At 63.3% G+C, this 17,202-nt stretch carries 14 protein-coding genes; 9 read left to right on the top strand and 5 right to left on the bottom strand.

Going from position 1 to position 17,202, the window contains the following annotated elements; translation table 11 throughout:
• Positions 1 to 207 precede the first annotated feature (207 nt).
• The 3 genes from O9K64_RS12360 to O9K64_RS12350 all read left to right on the top strand — a co-directional run bounded on the left by O9K64_RS12360 (position 208) and on the right by O9K64_RS12350 (position 5,909).
• Positions 208 to 1,902: a methyl-accepting chemotaxis protein gene (locus O9K64_RS12360; RefSeq protein WP_275098380.1), complete on the top strand. Its 1,695-nt coding sequence runs from the start codon at positions 208 to 210 to the stop codon at positions 1,900 to 1,902.
• Positions 1,903 to 2,064: 162 nt separating this feature from the next.
• Complete coding sequence (locus tag O9K64_RS12355; RefSeq protein ID WP_275098379.1) at positions 2,065 to 3,405, top strand: aspartate aminotransferase family protein; 1,341 nt, start codon at positions 2,065 to 2,067, stop codon at positions 3,403 to 3,405.
• A gap of 296 nt (positions 3,406 to 3,701) precedes the next feature.
• Complete coding sequence (locus O9K64_RS12350) at positions 3,702 to 5,909, top strand: diguanylate cyclase (RefSeq protein WP_275098378.1); 2,208 nt, start codon at positions 3,702 to 3,704, stop codon at positions 5,907 to 5,909.
• 349 nt (positions 5,910 to 6,258) lie between these two features.
• Here O9K64_RS12350 and rph read toward each other — a convergent pair whose 3' ends face one another.
• From rph to O9K64_RS12335, 3 genes are read right to left on the bottom strand one after another with little or no spacing between them, the layout of a single operon-like run.
• Positions 6,259 to 6,975 (bottom strand): ribonuclease PH, encoded by a 717-nt coding sequence (rph, locus tag O9K64_RS12345; RefSeq protein WP_275098377.1) that lies wholly within the window; start codon positions 6,973 to 6,975, stop codon positions 6,259 to 6,261.
• Positions 6,972 to 7,853: a PP2C family protein-serine/threonine phosphatase gene (locus O9K64_RS12340; RefSeq protein WP_275098376.1), complete on the bottom strand. Its 882-nt coding sequence runs from the start codon at positions 7,851 to 7,853 to the stop codon at positions 6,972 to 6,974. The genes rph and O9K64_RS12340 overlap by 4 nt, the downstream gene beginning before the upstream one ends.
• The gene (locus O9K64_RS12335; RefSeq protein ID WP_275098375.1) at positions 7,850 to 8,827 is read right to left on the bottom strand and encodes a serine/threonine protein kinase; all 978 of its coding nucleotides are present in this window, start codon (positions 8,825 to 8,827) and stop codon (positions 7,850 to 7,852) included. The genes O9K64_RS12340 and O9K64_RS12335 overlap by 4 nt, the downstream gene beginning before the upstream one ends.
• Positions 8,828 to 9,149: 322 nt before the next feature.
• On the opposite strand from O9K64_RS12335, the gene O9K64_RS12330 reads away from it, so the two are divergent.
• The 5 genes from O9K64_RS12330 (at position 9,150) to O9K64_RS12310 (ending at position 13,995) form a co-directional block, all read left to right on the top strand.
• Entirely contained in the window at positions 9,150 to 10,004 is an 855-nt protein-coding gene (locus tag O9K64_RS12330; protein ID WP_275098374.1) for a YicC/YloC family endoribonuclease, read from the top strand.
• Positions 10,005 to 10,108: 104 nt separating this feature from the next.
• On the top strand, positions 10,109 to 10,723 hold the full coding sequence (gene gmk / locus O9K64_RS12325) for a guanylate kinase (RefSeq protein WP_275098373.1): 615 nt from the start codon (positions 10,109 to 10,111) through the stop codon (positions 10,721 to 10,723).
• Between the two features lie 318 nt (positions 10,724 to 11,041).
• Positions 11,042 to 11,323, top strand: a complete 282-nt coding sequence (rpoZ, locus tag O9K64_RS12320; protein WP_275098372.1) for a DNA-directed RNA polymerase subunit omega — start codon at positions 11,042 to 11,044, stop codon at positions 11,321 to 11,323.
• A gap of 92 nt (positions 11,324 to 11,415) precedes the next feature.
• The gene (spoT, locus tag O9K64_RS12315; RefSeq protein ID WP_275098371.1) at positions 11,416 to 13,581 is read left to right on the top strand and encodes a bifunctional GTP diphosphokinase/guanosine-3',5'-bis pyrophosphate 3'-pyrophosphohydrolase; all 2,166 of its coding nucleotides are present in this window, start codon (positions 11,416 to 11,418) and stop codon (positions 13,579 to 13,581) included.
• A gap of 21 nt (positions 13,582 to 13,602) precedes the next feature.
• Complete coding sequence (locus O9K64_RS12310; protein WP_275098370.1) at positions 13,603 to 13,995, top strand: RidA family protein; 393 nt, start codon at positions 13,603 to 13,605, stop codon at positions 13,993 to 13,995.
• A 22-nt stretch (positions 13,996 to 14,017) separates the two neighbouring features.
• On the opposite strand, the gene O9K64_RS12305 is transcribed toward O9K64_RS12310, so the two are convergent.
• Together O9K64_RS12305 and O9K64_RS12300 are read right to left on the bottom strand one after the other, a co-directional pair.
• Positions 14,018 to 14,434: a secondary thiamine-phosphate synthase enzyme YjbQ gene (locus O9K64_RS12305; protein WP_275098369.1), complete on the bottom strand. Its 417-nt coding sequence runs from the start codon at positions 14,432 to 14,434 to the stop codon at positions 14,018 to 14,020.
• A 169-nt stretch (positions 14,435 to 14,603) separates the two neighbouring features.
• A complete protein-coding gene (locus O9K64_RS12300) occupies positions 14,604 to 14,918 on the bottom strand; it encodes an MTH1187 family thiamine-binding protein (protein ID WP_275098368.1) in 315 nt (104 codons plus the stop codon).
• 156 nt (positions 14,919 to 15,074) lie between these two features.
• On the opposite strand from O9K64_RS12300, the gene recG reads away from it, so the two are divergent.
• Positions 15,075 to 17,192, top strand: coding sequence for an ATP-dependent DNA helicase RecG (recG, locus tag O9K64_RS12295; protein ID WP_420493168.1), 2,118 nt, complete (start codon positions 15,075 to 15,077; stop codon positions 17,190 to 17,192).
• Positions 17,193 to 17,202: the final 10 nt, after the last annotated feature.

Raw genomic sequence — 17,202 nt, 5'->3', positions numbered from 1 at the left:
TTTATGTTACCCCAATAATATTCTATCTGATTTGACCCAGATCTATTGCCCCCCCTGATTTAGCGCCCCCGGAGACGGGTTTTGGCTGGACGGCTTCCGCGGATCTGTCCCGGATACGAGGCTGGACACTATTATGGATTGATTAAAGTTGAGCGCAAACCAGTCGATAGTGATTTTATGTCGGCATACATATAGTTTATGAACACTATGAAGAGACTCAACAAAACGACTCCCCCCATTATCCTGGCGCTTGTCCTGATGGCTTTGGCGGCCGGGGCGGCAGCGGCACTTCTCGGTGGATATCTGGGGCTCGGTCGTATAGCGGCAATGGCGGTCGTGGTGGTGGTTTCGCTGACGGCGGCGCTGCTCCCGGCCTACCTCCTGCTGCTGAAGCCCCTGCTGCGTGATATCGGCCTGATCCACCGCCTGGTGGAGACCCGGGGCGACCTGGATGCGGAACAGAACCGGCGGCTGTCGGCCCTGGGAGAGGGTGTCGCCGGGGCGCAACTGAAGGTGGTGGCGGAGATGTTGCGGGAGTATTACAGCTGCGGTATCGGTGTGGTCAACCGCAGCGGCAAGATCGCCATCGCCGGGGCCGAGGTCTCCTTCGCCGCGGATGTGTTGAAGCGGCGTATCGACGATCAGATCGAGCATATCCGCAATATTACCGAGGCGACCGGCCAGATCTCCTCTAATATCGAACAGGCGGTGACCAATTCCGAAACCCTGAAAGAGCTCTCCCGCCAGACCCGGCGCGCCAGCTATATCGGCCAGGAGGCGATCGGGGAGGCGGCCGAGCAGATGCGCAACACCGGCAGCCATGCCCGCGAGGCGGCCGAGCTGATCGCCAAGCTCGAGGAGGGCGCCGGCCAGATCTCCCAGATCACCAAGGTGATCAGCGAGATCGCCGACCAGACCAATCTGCTGGCCCTGAACGCGGCCATCGAAGCGGCCCGGGCGGGCGAGCAGGGGCGCGGATTTGCCGTGGTCGCCGAGGAGGTGCGCAATCTCGCCACGCGCACCTCCAAGGCCACCACCGAGATCGGCCAGATGGTACAGCGGATCAACGCAGAGACGGGTAATGCCGGCAACACCATGCGCGCCCTGGTGGATGAGGTGCAGGAGAGCCGACTGCGTACCGAGAAGGTGGATACCCAGCTGCTGGAGATCCTGGAGCACGCCCGGGAGGTAGAGTCGCGGGTGATCTCCGCGGCGGAGCGTTCGGCGCAGAACCGCGAGCACCAGGCGCAGATCAACCATTCGCTGGAGATATTTACCCAGACCCTGAACGACTCGTCGGATAAGGTGGATTCGGTGGCCGGCCAATCCCTGGAACTGTCAGAGATGGCCGAGGCGATCTACGAACTGCTGGGCGATGCGGGGCTGCAAGGGGCGCACGGCATCGCCTACGCCGAGGGGTGTGCCGCGGTGACGGCGATCGGCCAGCTGTTTGAAAACGCGCTGGCGCAGGGGCAGCTGACCCTGGATCAGCTGTTTGACCGCAATTACCAGCCCATTGCCGGGACCAACCCGCAGAAGTACAAGTCCCAGTTTGATGGCTTCACCGACGCCAATTTCCCATCGATCCAGGAGCCGATCCTGTCCCGTCACAGCTTCATGGCCTATGCCGGCGCGGTGGACAACAACGGCTATTTCCCCACCCACAACAAACGTTATTCACAGCCGCTCAGTGGCGACTATGCCAAAGACCTGCTGGCCAATCGGACCAAGCGGATCTTTAATGACCGCACCGGTGCCCGATGCGCCAGCTCCACCAAACCGTTCCTGCTGCAGACCTACAAACGGGACACCGGGGAGGTGATGCACGACCTGACCATCCCCATCCACGTCGCCGGCCGGCACTGGGGCGGGTTCAGGATCGGTTACCAGTCGTCCGATTAGTCGCGCTTCCCTGTGCTGAACAAAAACCCGGCCCGGCCGGGTTTTTATCTGTCTGCCGTTTCTTCCACCGTTAAGGGCCCGACAGACTCCTGGATCTGCCATACTGATGCTGATGGAGCCAGACTGTAAGACAAATTTCACCCGTGGAACAAGGATTGACCTATGTCCGATATCGATACCCGACTGACTGCCGGCCTGAACCGTGAGGCGCTGGAGGCGCACTGGATGCCGTTCACCGGCAACCGCGATTTCAAACGGAACCCCCGCCTGCTGGTGGCCGCCGAGGGCAACTATTACCAGAGCGCCGACGGGCGGCGGATTCTGGACGGGATGTCCGGCCTCTGGTGTTGTGGCGCCGGGCACAACCGGCGGGAGATTGCCGACGCGATCACCGCCCAGCTGGGGCGCATGGACTACTCCCCCGGATTCCAGTTCGGCCATCCGCTCTCGTTTGAGCTGGCCAATCGCCTCAAACAGCTGACACCGGCCGGCCTGGATTATGTGTTTTTCTCCAATTCCGGCTCCGAGGCGGTGGAGACCGCGCTGAAGATGGCGCGCGCCTACTGGCGTCAAAAGGGGATGCCGGGCAAGAACAGGCTGATCGGCCGCGCCAAGGGCTACCACGGGGTCAATTTTGGCGGTGTCAGCGTGGGCGGGATCGGGCCAAACCGCAAGCCGTTCGGTACTCTCCTGGATGCGGATCATCTGCCCCACACCCTGCTGAAGGAGAACGCCTTCAGTCGCGGCGTGCCGGCCCATGGTGCTGCCCTGGCGGATCAGCTGGAGGAGCTGGTGGCGCTGCACGATGCCTCCAACATTGCCGCCGTGATCGTTGAGCCGGTGGCCGGGTCGGCCGGCGTCATCGTACCGCCCGAGGGCTACCTGCAGCGCCTGCGGGAGATCTGTGACCGGCACGCGATCCTGCTGATCTTCGATGAGGTGATCACCGGCTTCGGCCGCACCGGGCATGCCTTCGCCGCGGATGCCTTTGGCGTGGTGCCGGACATCATGACCCTGGCCAAGGGGCTGACCAACGGGGTGGTGCCGATGGGGGCGACGCTGGCCCGCGCTGAGATCTACCAGACCTTCATGGAACAGGGCGGTCCCGACTACCTGGTGGAGTTTCCCCACGGCTACACCTATTCCGCCCACCCGCTGGCCTGCGCGGCCGGGCTGGCCGCCCTGGAGCTGTTCGAACGGGAGCGGCTGGCGGAGCGCGCCCGTGAACTGGCACCCTATTTCGAAGCCGGCCTGCACAGCCTGAAGGGCTTCCCCCACGTAACCGACATTCGCAATTTCGGCCTGGCCGGGGCGCTGCAGATCGCCCCCCAGGGCGGGGAACCGGCGCGCCGCCCCTGGGAGATCGCCATGCGCTGCTGGGAGCGCGGGGTCTATGTGCGCTATGGCGGTGACACCCTTCAGTTCGGACCGGCCATGACCATGGAGCGGGAGGAGATAGACCGCCTGGTCAATGTGGTGGGGGACTGCCTCAGGGGCCTTTGAAGCCCGGTCCGCCGGCCCGTCCGGGACCGGCCTGTGCAACCCCGGGACCCCTGTTGCCGCCGGCCCCGGGAGGATTGCCTGGGCGTCGAACGGATAACAAAATATTCATAAATGTGTCATCACTCCTTAAGAAATCGCTAATGTGACCGATAGTAAAAGGTGATCCGGTTCACAAACCGGGGTGCCGGGAGCAAGAGATGCTCCTCTCTGATGGATGCGGGTGGGGTTGATGCGACTCGCCGGTATGTCCGGTTCAGGCCGGCAGGCGGGCGCAACGGCTGCCTGATTGATGTGTTATGAAGAGAATCCATTGGGATGAAGGGCTGAGTATAGGTGATCCCGTACTGGACGGGGAGCACCGGCAATTCATCGTGCTGCTCAATCGGCTCATCGATCTGATCGACGAATCGCCGGATGCGGAACAGGTGCATCGGATTCTCGACGAGCTGGAGCAACTGGCCGTCGAGCACAGCCGCCATGAGGAGATGCTCAGCCTCTCCAGCGGGGCGGGCGCCAGGGAAGAGCAGCGGCGCGAGCACAGTGACTTCCGCTCGGCCATCATCGAGGCCAGGAGCCAGCTGCGGCCCGACGATCTGGGGAGCTCCCTGATCGATATGACCGAGTCCCTGGTCAAGTTGCTGATCAACCATATCATCGATCAGGACCTTGACCTGGCGCCGCTGCTGGCGGAACGGGAGCTGAATAATCACTCCCTGGCGGAATATCTGGTGGTCAAATTCCAGAAAGTCTCCTTCGTGCGCGGCCTCGAGATGCTGGTGGTCATCTCCCTGCTGCCGATGCTGGTGTTTGCCGGAATGATCATGGTCCAGTCCTGGCGGGCGGCGGTCGACGCCAGTGATGTGACGCGGTTGGCCAATTTCAGCCAGCGGGTCGGCGGTCTCGCCCATGAGCTGCAGAAGGAGCGTGGCCTCAGCGCCGGTTTTCTGACCAGTGAAGACCGGGCGTTCAGGACCGCCCTGCAGTTGCAGCGCCGCCACAGCGATCATGAACTGGCGCTGTTCCGCTCGGACCTGGAGTCCCGGAAGCTGGAGGGCCGGCTGGAGCAGATCGGCAAACTGGCAGCCAAGGTGGTGGTCCGCCTGGAGGCGCTGGCGCGTTACCGTAACCGCATCGACCGGCAGCAGATAGCCCCCCGGGAGAGTTTTGACGGCTTTACCGGGCTGATCTCCGAACTGACCGGGCTGACCAACCAGATAGCCATTTTCTCCCGCCGTCAGAGCGCCGCCGAGCTGTTTCAGGCCAATGCCCTGCTGATCCAGTATGCCGAGTTGGGCGGGCGTGAGCGGGCGGTGGTCTCCGGGGCATTCGGCCGGGGTGAATTCACCCGGGATGAGTACCGGCAACTGGTCTCGCTGACCTCGGAGCAGGGAATGCTGGAGAGGCAGTTTCACTCCTTCCTCTCGGAGCGCCAGTGGCTGCGCTGGCGTGCCCATTACGCGACCGAGGCGGTCATTGCCTATAAGCGCCTCAGTGACTACGCCCTGGAGGCCGGCGGCGGCGACGGCAAGGTCGCGGTGGACAGCTTCACCTGGTTCAAGGTGGCTACCCTGCGCATCAACCTGATCAATGCGTTCCAGCAGCAGATGCTCAGTCAATTGCTGGAGGAGATGAAGCGGCAGCGCAGTCTCGCCACGGCCGTCTTCATGATGACGGTGTTTGGCGGCGGCGCCATGGTGCTGCTGATCGGTTACGTGGCGCTGCAGCTGGCCCGGTCGATTCGCCTGCCCATCCTCAGCCTGACCGAAGGGATGCGGGCGTTGACCGCGGGTGACAAGTCGTTGCGCATACCGTTTGCCAAGCGCCGGGACGAGCTGGGGGATATGGTGCTGGCCTATGAGACATTTCGGCGCAAGCTGATTCGGGCAGATATGTTGAGCCTGGGTGAGCAGCTGGGGCCGCTGGCGGTGAGTCGGCATGTACTGGCATTGAAACGCAGCACGGCGGAGGGGGAGGAGTATAAGCGGCTGGCCAGTATCGACTCCCTGACCGGGGTGATCAACCGCCGTGAATTCATGAAGCGGGCCAAAATGGAGGTGGCGCGGCTGTTGCGCCATCAGGGCGAGTTGTCGGTGATGCTGCTGGATGTGGATTACTTCAAGCAGGTGAACGACAACTACGGCCATCCCGCCGGTGACCGGGTGTTGAAGTTTGTCGCCCAGGCCATCGTCTCGGCGCTACGCGAAGAGGACATCATGGGCCGCATCGGCGGAGAGGAGTTCGCCGTGCTGTTGCCCGCCACCGATCAGTCGTCCGCCGGCGCAACGGCGGAGCGGGTGAGGACGGCCATCGAAAATCTGCGTATCCAGGTCGGTGAGGACGAGATCAAGGTAACCATCAGCATCGGTCTCAGCGAGTTCGCCGGCGGCGAGACGTCGGTCGAGGCGGCCATGCTGCGGGCCGACCGGGCGCTCTATCGGGCCAAGGATGAGGGGCGTAACCGGGTCTGCAGCCAGCCGGCTGTTGCGCCGGCGACGAGCGCCTGACCAGCCGCCCGGCGGCTATCCCACCCCCGGGTCCGTAAACGGTACATCCATGTACCACTCCTCACCATGAATCGGGTGGCGGTGGATGCGCAAGCTTATCCACCCTACAAGTACTGCGAATTCCCAAACTTGTTTTAACAACTCAAGGTTCGGAGTTCAAAAAGCATCGTTCAGGGCGGGCCACCCCCTTGTCGGGACCGTCGGAGGCAGGGATGCCGACGCCGAGCGTACAGGGACGTATTCACAGCGTGTACCGGCAAGGGGGTGGCCCGCCCGGTGTCTGGAACTGAGCTACGAACTTGAGCTTGTACCACTCCTCACCCTATGAATGAATCCACCGCCCGATGCGCTATCCCTCCAGCGCCTGCCGCTGCAGCGCCATGATCTCGCGGATGCCGCCATCCGCCAGTGCCAGCATGGCATTCAGCTCCTGCAGGTGAAAGGCGTGTCCTTCCGCCGTCCCCTGGACCTCGATAAAGGCCCCGGCGTCGTTCATCACCACGTTCATGTCGGTCTCGGCCTGGGAGTCCTCGGCATAATCGAGGTCCAGTACCGGTACCCCCCGGTAGATGCCGACCGAGACCGAGGCGAGCTGGCCGTGTAGCGGATCGCGGGCGAGTTTGCCGGTCTCCCGCAGCTTGCCGACGGCATCGCACAGCGCCACGTAGGCACCCGAGATGGAGGCCGTGCGGGTGCCGCCGTCCGCCTGGATGACATCGCAGTCCAGGGTGATGGTGCGTTCGCCCAGGGCCTGGAGGTCGGTTACCGCGCGCAGGCTGCGGCCGATCAGCCGCTGGATCTCCAGGGTACGGCCCCCCTGTTTGCCCCGGCTCGCCTCCCGTGCCATACGGCTGTCGGTGGAGCGGGGCAACATGCCGTATTCGGCGGTCACCCAGCCCTGGCCACTGCCCTTGAGGAAGGGCGGTACGCGCTCCTCGACCGAGGCGGTGCAGATGACCTGGGTATCGCCGAACGAGATCAGTACCGACCCCTCCGCATGCTTGGTGAAGTGTCGGGTGATGCGGACAGGGCGCATCTGCTCGGGTGTACGGCCACTCGGTCTCATTCTTTCTCCTGCTTGATTTCTGTTTCAAAATTGTTGATGGCGTTCTGCAGCTCGGCAATGGCCTGGGCCAGGTTGCTCTCCTCCGCGGGCTCCGCTTGTTCGTCCCGGGTCTTGTCCAGCTTGTCTTGGTCCCCCTGCTGCATCCGCAGGGCGAGCAGGGTGATGTTATCACTGTCCGGAAAGGCGTTGTGGGCCGCCTGTTCGGCCAGCTTGTGAATCGCCTCCGACAGCGGCAGGGTACTGAACAGGGTGGTCAGCAGATCCTCTTCGCTGATGCTCCCCCAGAGTCCGTCGCTGCACAGCAGCAGGATATCCCCGGCCTCCAGCTTGTGTTTGCCCAGGGTGATGTCCGGGGAGGCCAGCGCGCCGCCCAGGCAGCGGGTGACATAGTTGCGCTGGGGGTGGTTCTTCTGCTGTTTGGCGGTGATCACCCCCTGCTGTTTCAGCCGTTCAACATAGGAGTGGTCGATGGTCTTGGAGAGCACCCGGCGCTCACGCAGCAGATAGAGCCGGCTGTCGCCCGCGTGTGCCCAGTGGGCCACGCTCTTCTGCACCAGGCAGGCCACCGCCGTGGTCCGCGGATCGATGGCCGGCTGCTGTTCATAACCGAAGGCAACGATATTTTCATGCGCCTTATGCAGCAGGCGGGTGAGGAAGCTGCTGGGATTGAGGATCGGATGGGGGATCCGGTTGAAATAGCTCTGGCAGGTATCGATCAACACCTGCGCCGCCGCCTCGCCCCGTGGATGGCCTCCCATGCCGTCACCCAGGCCCAGCAGGATGCTGTCACCGTCGGTCACCCGGATACAGCGGTCCTGATTGATCTTGCGGTCGCCTATCAGGCTACTGAAGGCAAATTCACCGGGTTGTATGCTCATTCAGGGGGGCTCTCCTTGAACAGATCGTCGGTTGTCGCAGGCGGTGTCTGGCGGTTGTTTGCCGGGCGCCCCCGTTCCTGGGTCAGCGCCTCCAGCATGATGCCGGCATTCTGGGGCCTCAGCAGGGGGTCCACCTCCATCGCCCAGTCGATCACATCCAGCAGGTAGGCGGGGTACTGTTTCCGGTACAGGCTGGCGATCGGCTTCATGGAATCCTGCGCATGCCGTTCGATGGCGGAGGGCGGCGGTTTTCCCTCGATGCAGGAGCGCATGGTGGCGCCGATGGCGTAGACGTCGCTCCACGGTCCCACGTAACCGGAGGCGTAGTACTGCTCGACCGGGGCGAACCCGGGTGTCACCACCTGGGAGGATTGCCGGCGGCGCGTGGTGGCGAACTGGTGCACCGCGCCAAAGTCCAGCAGCAGGGGATTGCCGCCCGGCCGCAGGTGGATATTACTGGGTTTGATGTCCAGGTGCAGCTGTCCCTCGGAGTGGATCAAGTTCAGGGCGTCCAGCACCGCCGGGAAGACCGTCAGCAGAAAGGTGGTGCTGAGTCCGCCGTTGCGCTTTTTGACATAGCTGCCCAGGTTTTTGCCATGCTCATAGTCCATCACCAGGTAGGCGGTGTTGTTGGCCAGGAAGAAGGTGCGGACATTGACGATATTGGGGTGGCGCAGGGTGGCCAGCGCCTTGGCCTCCAGGTAGAACAGCTTGCGGCCGTTGTGGAAGGCGTCGCACTGTTTCTCGCCGCTCACCTGCACCCGGCCGGCCGGGTCCCGCACCGCCAGCTTCTTCGGCAGGTACTCCTTGATCACCACATGGTCCTGGGTGTCCTCGTCCTCGGCCAGATAAATCAGGCTGAAGCCTCCGCTCCCGATCAGTTTGATGATCGAGTAACAGTCAATGACGGTGCCGGATGGTAGGCTGTCCCTGGTCTGTTCCGTGGGTGAAGAAATAGTCGGCTCCGGATGCACTCTGTACGAATGCGCATTATGATACACCTCGCAGCCTGTCGGACTTAACGCAGATCTACTGCGGAAAAGCCGGGTTTGGCCATATTTCCCGATCTTTCTCGTTAAATAGGTCCACTATTCGCCTCGAAAGATCGAAAAATCTGGCTCAAACCGGCTTTCCCTCGCTACGATCGGTCAAGCCCGACAGGCTGCTAGACACTGTCAACGGCCGCCAGGATCTCGGCGGCCCGGTCGATCGGCGGGTAGATCACTGCCTGCGTTGTCATGATGATACGCAGTACTCTTCCAAGTATAAATAACAGGTGCGCACATGATCTGCAGTATGACCTCATTTTCAAGAAGAGAGAGCCGCGACGAGCTGGGTGAACTGGTATGCGAACTACGCTCGGTCAATCACCGCTACCTGGAGCTGTTTGTGCGGCTGCCGGAAGAGTTGCGTGCCCTGGAGCCGCTGGTCAGGGAACGGGTTGCCGCCCGGCTGGGGCGTGGCAAGGTGGATTGTCTGTTCCGTTTCGTGCCATCGAAAAGCGCCACCGCCGGGGTGGCGGTGAATCAACGCTTCGCCCAGCAGATCATCGATGCGGCCGGTGAAGTCGGGCATCTGCTGCATGAGTCGGTGCCGCCGCGGGCCATGGATATCCTGCGCTGGCCCGGGGTGCTGGAGACCGAGGAGGTGGATCTGACCCCGGTGCATCAAAAGGCGGCGCAGCTGCTGGATGAGACCCTGGATGGCCTGATTGAATCACGCCGGCGCGAGGGCGGCCGTCTGGCGGAGCTGATCACCCAGCGTTGCGGGGCGATGCGCGAAGAGGTGACCAAGGTGAAGCAGCTGATGCCGCAACTACTGGTATCGCTGCGTGACCGGCTGCGCGCCCGGCTGGCCGAACTGACGGCCGAGCTGGATGAGGGGCGCATCGAACAGGAGATGGTACTGCTGACCCAGCGGCTCGATGTGGATGAAGAGATGGACCGGTTGCAGACCCATCTGGACGAGGTGGAGGCGGTACTCGCCCGGGACGAGCCGGTGGGACGACGGCTGGATTTCCTGATGCAGGAGCTGAACCGGGAGGCCAACACCCTGGGCTCCAAATCCAATGACGTGGAGATGACCCGGGTGTCGGTGGAGCTGAAGGTGCTGATCGAACAGATGCGCGAGCAGATCCAGAATATAGAATAGGTACAGGGCGTTACCATGCCCGTCGCTCACCCGGAGGGAGGGCGGAGCGGGGAGTCGCGACGCGCCATGTACCGTCAGAGAACGGAAGGAAAAGCGGAAACAACATGACTACAGGTACCCTGTTTATAGTGTCCGCCCCGTCGGGGGCGGGCAAGACCAGCCTGCTGAAGGCGCTGGTGGAGACCGAGGAGCGTGTGCGGGTCTCCATCTCCCACACCACCCGACCGAAAAGACCGGGCGAGAGCGATGCCGTGGACTACCATTTCGTGGATAGCGATGCCTTTAGCCGGATGATCGAGGCGGGTGCGTTTCTGGAGCATGCGGAGGTGTTCGGCAATTTTTACGGTACCTCCGAGGCCGGTATCCGCGAGCAGATGGAGCGCGGCAATGACGTGATCCTGGAGATCGACTGGCAGGGCGCGCGGCAGGTGCGGGAGCGTTTCCCGGCGGCGGTCTCGGTGTTCATCCTCCCGCCCACGCCAGAGGCGCTGCGCCAGCGGCTGGGTAGCCGCGGGCAGGACAGCGAGACGGTGATTCAGCGGCGCCTGGGCGAGGCGCGGCAAGAGATGTCCCACTACCCCGAATACGACTACATCGTGGTCAACGACCTGTTCGACCAGGCCCTGGGGGAGCTGCGTGCGATCATCACCGCGCAGCGGCTGCGCCAGTCGGTACAGGCGCAGCGGCTGCAGGAGCGGCTGCGCTCGCTACTGGCCTGAATCACCGTTCCGACTACAGCAATGCTAAATTTGGCGGGACCCTGGAGAACCACGAATTCACACAGATAAACACGGATTCAGAATACTGATCTCCCATCTGTGTGGATCCCTGTCCATCCGGGGTTCCTTGCCAGTCGGGGCCGGGATAACTAAACGGCTATTGAAAGCCATACTTGGAATTGCTGCTCCGGCTGGCTGGTGCGCGCGCGGGCATTGTTATACTATTAAATGTTCCGGTCGTGACGGCTGGTGTGATTGAATTATTTTCTTCCCCGTGGACAGCGTATCCGGGGATCGGACCTTCGGAGTGTATTGAACATGGCCCGCGTTACTGTTGAAGATTGCCTTGAGCATGTGGATAACCGTTTTGATCTGGTGTTGTTGGCGACCAAGCGTGCACGCCAGTTGAGCCATGGTGTGGCGCCGCTGCTGGCCTGGGAGAATGACAAGGCGACCGTCGTGGCCCTGCGCGAGATCGCCGCCGGCCTGGTGGACGACCGCCTGGTGGCCCCCAAATCCCAATCGGAAGTGGACATGAGCGCCCTGGAAGATAACTTCGGTTCGGATGACATGGTGGAAGAGCAGACCTTTGCCAGATAAGGAATGGGTACCCGAGGCCGCTCAATTGAACTTATCAGCCCTCTTGCCGAGGCTGCATGGGTCTATGGTGCAGCCTTCGACCGGTGCATCGTATGAGCAGTCCGGCCAGTCTCCAACCTTCCGAATCGAATAACAAACCCCGCTTCCTGATCAGCGATCTCTGCGTCTATCTCGAATCCTATCTGAGTGTCGAGCAGATCCGCGAGGTCTACCGTGCCTATGTCTTCAGCGCCGAGGCACACGAGGGGCAGAAGCGACTCAGTGGCGAGCCCTACATCTACCACCCCCTGGCCGTGGCCCGGATCCTGGCCGATATCCGCCTCGACCACCGCTGTCTTATGGCCGCCATCATGCATGATGTGCTGGAGGACACCCCGGTCACCATGACCCAGCTGGTGGCCGAATTTGGGGAAGAGGTGGCCGCCCTGGTGGACGGCGTCAGCAAGCTCAACCAGATCGATTTCCCCTCCAAGGCCGAGGCCCAGGCCGCCAGTTTCCGCAAGATGCTGCTGGCCATGACCCAGGATATCCGCATTATCCTGATCAAGCTGGCCGACCGGCTGCACAACATGCGGACCCTGGAGGTGATGCGCCCGGAGAAGTGCCGGCGGATCGCCCGCGAGACCCTGGAGATCTATGCCCCGATCGCTCATCGGCTGGGTATCTACCGGTTGCGCACCGAGTTGGAGGAGCTCTGCTTCGCGGCCTACTGGCCGATGCGCTACCGCGCCCTGAAAGAGGCGGTACGCGCCGCCCGGGGTAATCGCAAGGAGGTGATGGCCAATATCGATACCGCGCTGGCCGGCCGCCTGGAGCAGGAGGGGATCGTCGGCGTGGTGCGCGGCCGGGAGAAGCACCTCTACAGCATCTACACCAAGATGCGCGATAAAAAGCTCTCCTTCTCCGAAGTGGTGGACGTCTACGCCTTCCGTATCATCGTCGACCGCCTGGACACCTGCTACCGGGTGCTGGGCGTGGTGCACAACCTCTACAAGCCGGTCCCCGGACGCTTCAAGGACTACATCGCCATCCCCAAGGCGAACGGTTATCAGTCGCTGCACACCCTGCTGTTCGGGCCCCACGGCCTGCCGATCGAGATCCAGATCCGCACCGTGGAGATGGACCGTATGGCGGAATCGGGCATCGCCGCGCACTGGCTCTACAAGTCCAGCGACAACCAGAGCGGCAAGGCCCACGCCGATGCCTCCAGTTGGCTGAAGAATCTGCTGGAGTTGCAGAAGGACGCGGGCAACTCCATGGAGTTCCTGGAACATGTGAAGGTGGACCTGTTCCCGGACGAGGTCTACGTCTTCACCCCGCGCGGTAAGATCATGGTGCTGGCCAAGGGGGCCACGGTGATCGATTTCGCCTACGCGGTGCACTCCGACGTGGGTAACCACACGGTGGCGGCCCGGGTCGACCGGCACATGGTGCCGCTGCGTACCCGGCTCTACAGCGGCCAGACGGTGGAGATCATCACCTCCGACTCAGCCAACCCCAGTGCCGCCTGGCTCAACTTCGTGGTGACGGGCAAGGCACGGGCCAATATCCGCGGCTATCTGAAGAATCTGCGCCATCAGGAGGCGGTCACCCTGGGGCGGCGGCTGGTGAACAAGGATCTGGCGCAGCACGACCTGAATATCGATCAGATTTCCGATGCCCGATTGGAGCGGTTGCTGGAGGATTTCCACCTGACCAGCAAGGAGGCGTTGCTGGAGGAGATCGGCCTGGGTAACCGCATGCCGCTGTTGGTGGCGCGCCGGCTGACCGATTCCGACAGCGAAATCCCCCGGGAAGAGATGCCGCCCCAGGCCGGTTCGGCACCGCTGGCGATTAGCGGCACCGAAGGCATGGTGGTGCGGTTCGCCAAGTGCTGCCGGCCGTTGCCGGGGGACGAGATCGTCGCCATTTTCAATCCCGGCAAGGGTATCGTGGTGCACCGGCATGAGTGCCGCAATCTCGGCGATTTCCGCAAGAGCGACAGCTGGCTGGATGTGAGCTGGGAGAAGGAGCCGGTGGGCGATTTCACCACCGAGATCAAGGTGGATGTGGGCAACAAACGGGGCGCCCTGGCGTCCGTGGCCTCGGCCATCTCGGAGATGGGCTCCAACATCAAGAACGTCAATATGGAGGAGCGGGACGGTCTCACCTCCACGCTCCATTTCGTGGTGGCGGTGGATAGCCGCATCCACCTGGCCAACATCATGCGCCGTCTGCGCCAGTTGAAGACGGTGCTGCGGATTCACCGCGTCGGTTGAATAGACAGAGAGCAAACAGCAATGGAAAAAGAGATCATTCGAACAGACCTGGCGCCGCAGGCGATCGGGACCTATTCCCAGGCGGTCAAGGTCGGGACCACGGTCTATCTCTCCGGGCAGATTCCCCTGGTGCCGGAGACCATGGAGATGGTGACGGGCGATATGGAGGCGCAGATCCGTCGCGTCTTCGATAATCTGCAGGCGGTGGCTCGGGCGGCCGGCGGTGAACTCCGGGATGTAGTCAAGCTGAATATCTTTCTTACCGACCTGGTGCACTTCCCCCTGGTGAACAGCGTGATGGCGGAGTACTTCGCCCAGCCCTACCCGGCGCGGGCGGCCATCGGCGTGGCCCGGTTGCCCAAGGATGCCGGGGTGGAGATGGATGCCGTGATGGTGCTTGCGTCCGGCGGCTGAAGAGGCATAGCGTCCGCCGCTGCTACTCCCCCTGCACCGTGACCGTGATCTGGCGGCGCTGCGGCGCGGTACGATGTTCCCACAGATAGATCCCCTGCCAAGTGCCCCGGGCACAGTGCCCGGTGGTGACCGGCAGGGTCAGGTCCATGTTGGTCAGGATCGAACGGATATGGGCCGGCATGTCATCGGGCCCCTCCTGCGTGTGTTCGTAGGCCGGGTCGCCATCCGGCACCAGTCGCGCCATGAATTGCTCCAGATCCCGGTGTACGGCCGGATCGGCGTTCTCGCACAGGGTGAGCGAGGCGCTGGTATGGTGGGTATAGACATGGCACAGGCCGGTACTGATGCCGGAATCACTCACCACCTGCTCCACCTCCCGGGTGATGTTGTAGGTGCCCCTGCCGTTGCACTGAATCTGCAGTATTGCTTGATGGATCATGGATCTCTCCGCTGACAGCAGTTAGCCTGATTATGCTCGCAGAGGCGCAAAGGTGACCAAAATAACCGCAGCATATATGCGACAGTGATCTGCCGACGTACGCAGGCAATAGATCGTTGTTTTCTTTGCGCCCTTGGCGTCTTGGCGAGAGTTTTATGAAAAGAACGGGTTAACTGCGCACCTCGCCGATCTTCTCGCGCACCGAATCCACCTTGCCCTGCATGCGGTTGCCGCTGCCCTGGCGGATATCAAGCTTCAGGGAGGAGTAGACCCTCGCGCAGCCGGCCTGTTCCAGTATCCGGTAGGCCGCCTCCACCAGGGCCAGCGCCTCGGGCAGGGTGTCGGTCTCGATAATGGTGCCCATGGGGGTCAGCTGATAGTCACTGCCGCTGTCACGGATCATGCGGATTACCTGGCTGACATAGCCCCCCACACTCTCCCCCTTGTCGGTCGGGAACATGGCAAACTCCAACAGTACGGACATGGCCGGTCTCCTCTATTTGTTCTCTCTAGGTTTTCCATGTGGATTTATCTGGTAATATTATCACCCAATTGATTACCTGCCGGTCTTGTCACTAAGCGTGGCACAGGGATGGGCCGCTGGCCATTATGGCCCTATTCATCAAGAAGGATACGACGGATGCCGGAAGGGGGGGCTTTGAACAATCACGCTGGGGTTTCAGGATTGGACCAGCTGCCGGTAACCGCCCTCAAGGGGGTCGGTTCGCGCAACAGCGAGAAACTGGCCCGGATCGGCGTCAGGACCGTTCAGGACATCCTCTTTCACCTGCCGTTCCGCTATCAGGATCGTACCCGGGTGGTGCCGATCGGCTCGCTGCGTCCCGGCGACAGCGTGGTGGTGGAGGGCGAGATCGAACTGGCGGATATCCGCTTTGGCCGTCGCCGCTCGCTGTTGATCCGGCTGGCCGACGGCAGCGGCGCCCTGACCCTGCGCTTCTTTCATTTCTCCACCGCCCAGCAGGCGGCGCTGAGCCGCGGCCGCCGGCTGCGCTGCTATGGCGAGGTGCGCCCCGGTCCCGCCGGCTATGAGATGGTCCATCCCGAGTATCAGCCTATCGCGGAAGGGGAGAGTCCGGCGGTGGAGGAGCGCCTGACCCCGGTCTACCCCACCACCGAGGGGATGCACCAGTTGAGCTGGCGCGCCATGGCGGGGCGGGCGCTGGCCCTGCTGCAGGCCGATCCCGCCGCCCTGCCGGAGTGGCTGCCGGAGGAGCTGCTGCAGCGCTTTCGCCTGCCCGATCTGGCCGCCGCCCTGGGTTATCTGCACCGGCCGCCGGCGGATGCCCCCCAGGCGCAGCTGCTGGCGGGCGCTCATCCCGCCCAGCAGCGTCTCGCCTTCGAGGAGCTGATGGCGCACCAGCTCAGCCTGCGGGCGACCCGCCAGCGTCAGAAACGTCAGCAGGCACCGGCCCTGACCGCCACCCGGCGGCTGACCCGGCCTTTTCTCGAACGGCTAGGCTTCACCCTGACCGGGGCTCAGCGGCGGGTGCTGCGGGAGATCGCCCGCGACCTGGAGCAGACCCACCCGATGCTGCGCCTGGTGCAGGGGGATGTGGGCTCGGGCAAGACCGTGGTGGCGGCGCTGGCCGCCCTGCAGGCGGTGGAGGCGGGGCACCAGGTGGCGCTGATGGCGCCCACCGAGCTGCTGGCGGAGCAGCACCTGCGGGTGCTGCGGCAGTGGCTCGAACCGCTGGGGCTGGGAGTGGCCTGGCTCACCGGCCGCCACAAGGGCAAGGCACGCGAGCAGCTGCTGGAGGGGCTGGTCGCCGGGAGCACTCCGATTGTCGTGGGTACCCATGCCCTGTTCCAGGCGGATGTCGATTTCCAGGCCCTGGGCCTGGTGATTATCGATGAGCAGCACCGCTTCGGCGTGCACCAGCGCATGGCATTGCGCGAGAAGGGCGGCGGCAGCGCGGTGCCCCATCAACTGATCATGACCGCCACGCCGATCCCCCGTACCCTGGCGATGACCGCCTATGCCGATCTGGATCTCTCGGTGATCGACGAGCTGCCGCCGGGACGCACCCCGGTGGCCACGGTGGCGATCCCGGACAGCCGCCGTGGCGAGGTGGTGGAGCGGGTGCGCAGCGCCTGTGTGGCGGGGCGCCAGGCCTACTGGGTCTGTACCCTGATCGAGGAGTCGGAGGCGTTGCAGTGCCAGGCGGCCGAGGAGGCGGCGCGCATGCTCCAGGAGGCGCTGCCGGAGCTGCGCATCGGCCTGGTGCACGGGCGGCTCAAGGCGGCCGAGAAGGAGGCGGTAATGGCGGCCTTCAAGGAGGCCGGGCTGGACCTGCTGGTGGCCACCACGGTGATCGAGGTCGGGGTGGACGTGCCGAATGCCAGCCTGATGATTATCGAGAACCCCGAGCGGCTCGGCCTGGCCCAGCTGCATCAGCTGCGCGGCCGGGTCGGCCGCGGCGCGGTGGAGAGCCACTGCGTGCTGATGTACCACCCGCCGCTGTCACAGAATGCCCAGCAGCGGCTCGGCGTGATGCGCGCCTCCACCGACGGCTTCGAGATCGCCCAGAAGGACCTGGAGCTGCGCGGACCCGGTGAGGTGCTGGGTACCCGGCAGACCGGCGAGATGCAGTTCCGCATTGCCGATCTGCTGCGTGATCAGCCCCTGTTAGCGGAGGTGCAGCAGGCCGCCCAGCTGCTCCTGGAGCGCTATCCGGAGCGGGTCACCCCGCTGGTACGGCGCTGGGTCGGCGACCGCCAGCACTACATCAACGCCTGAGGTGACAGTG

Origin of the sequence: Sedimenticola hydrogenitrophicus, assembly GCF_029017505.1 — a bacterium.
GTDB classification, from domain to species: domain Bacteria; phylum Pseudomonadota; class Gammaproteobacteria; order Chromatiales; family Chromatiaceae; genus Sedimenticola; species Sedimenticola hydrogenitrophicus_A.
The sequence above is the reverse complement of the archived record's forward strand: the minus strand, read 5'-3'. Positions and strand labels throughout refer to the sequence as shown.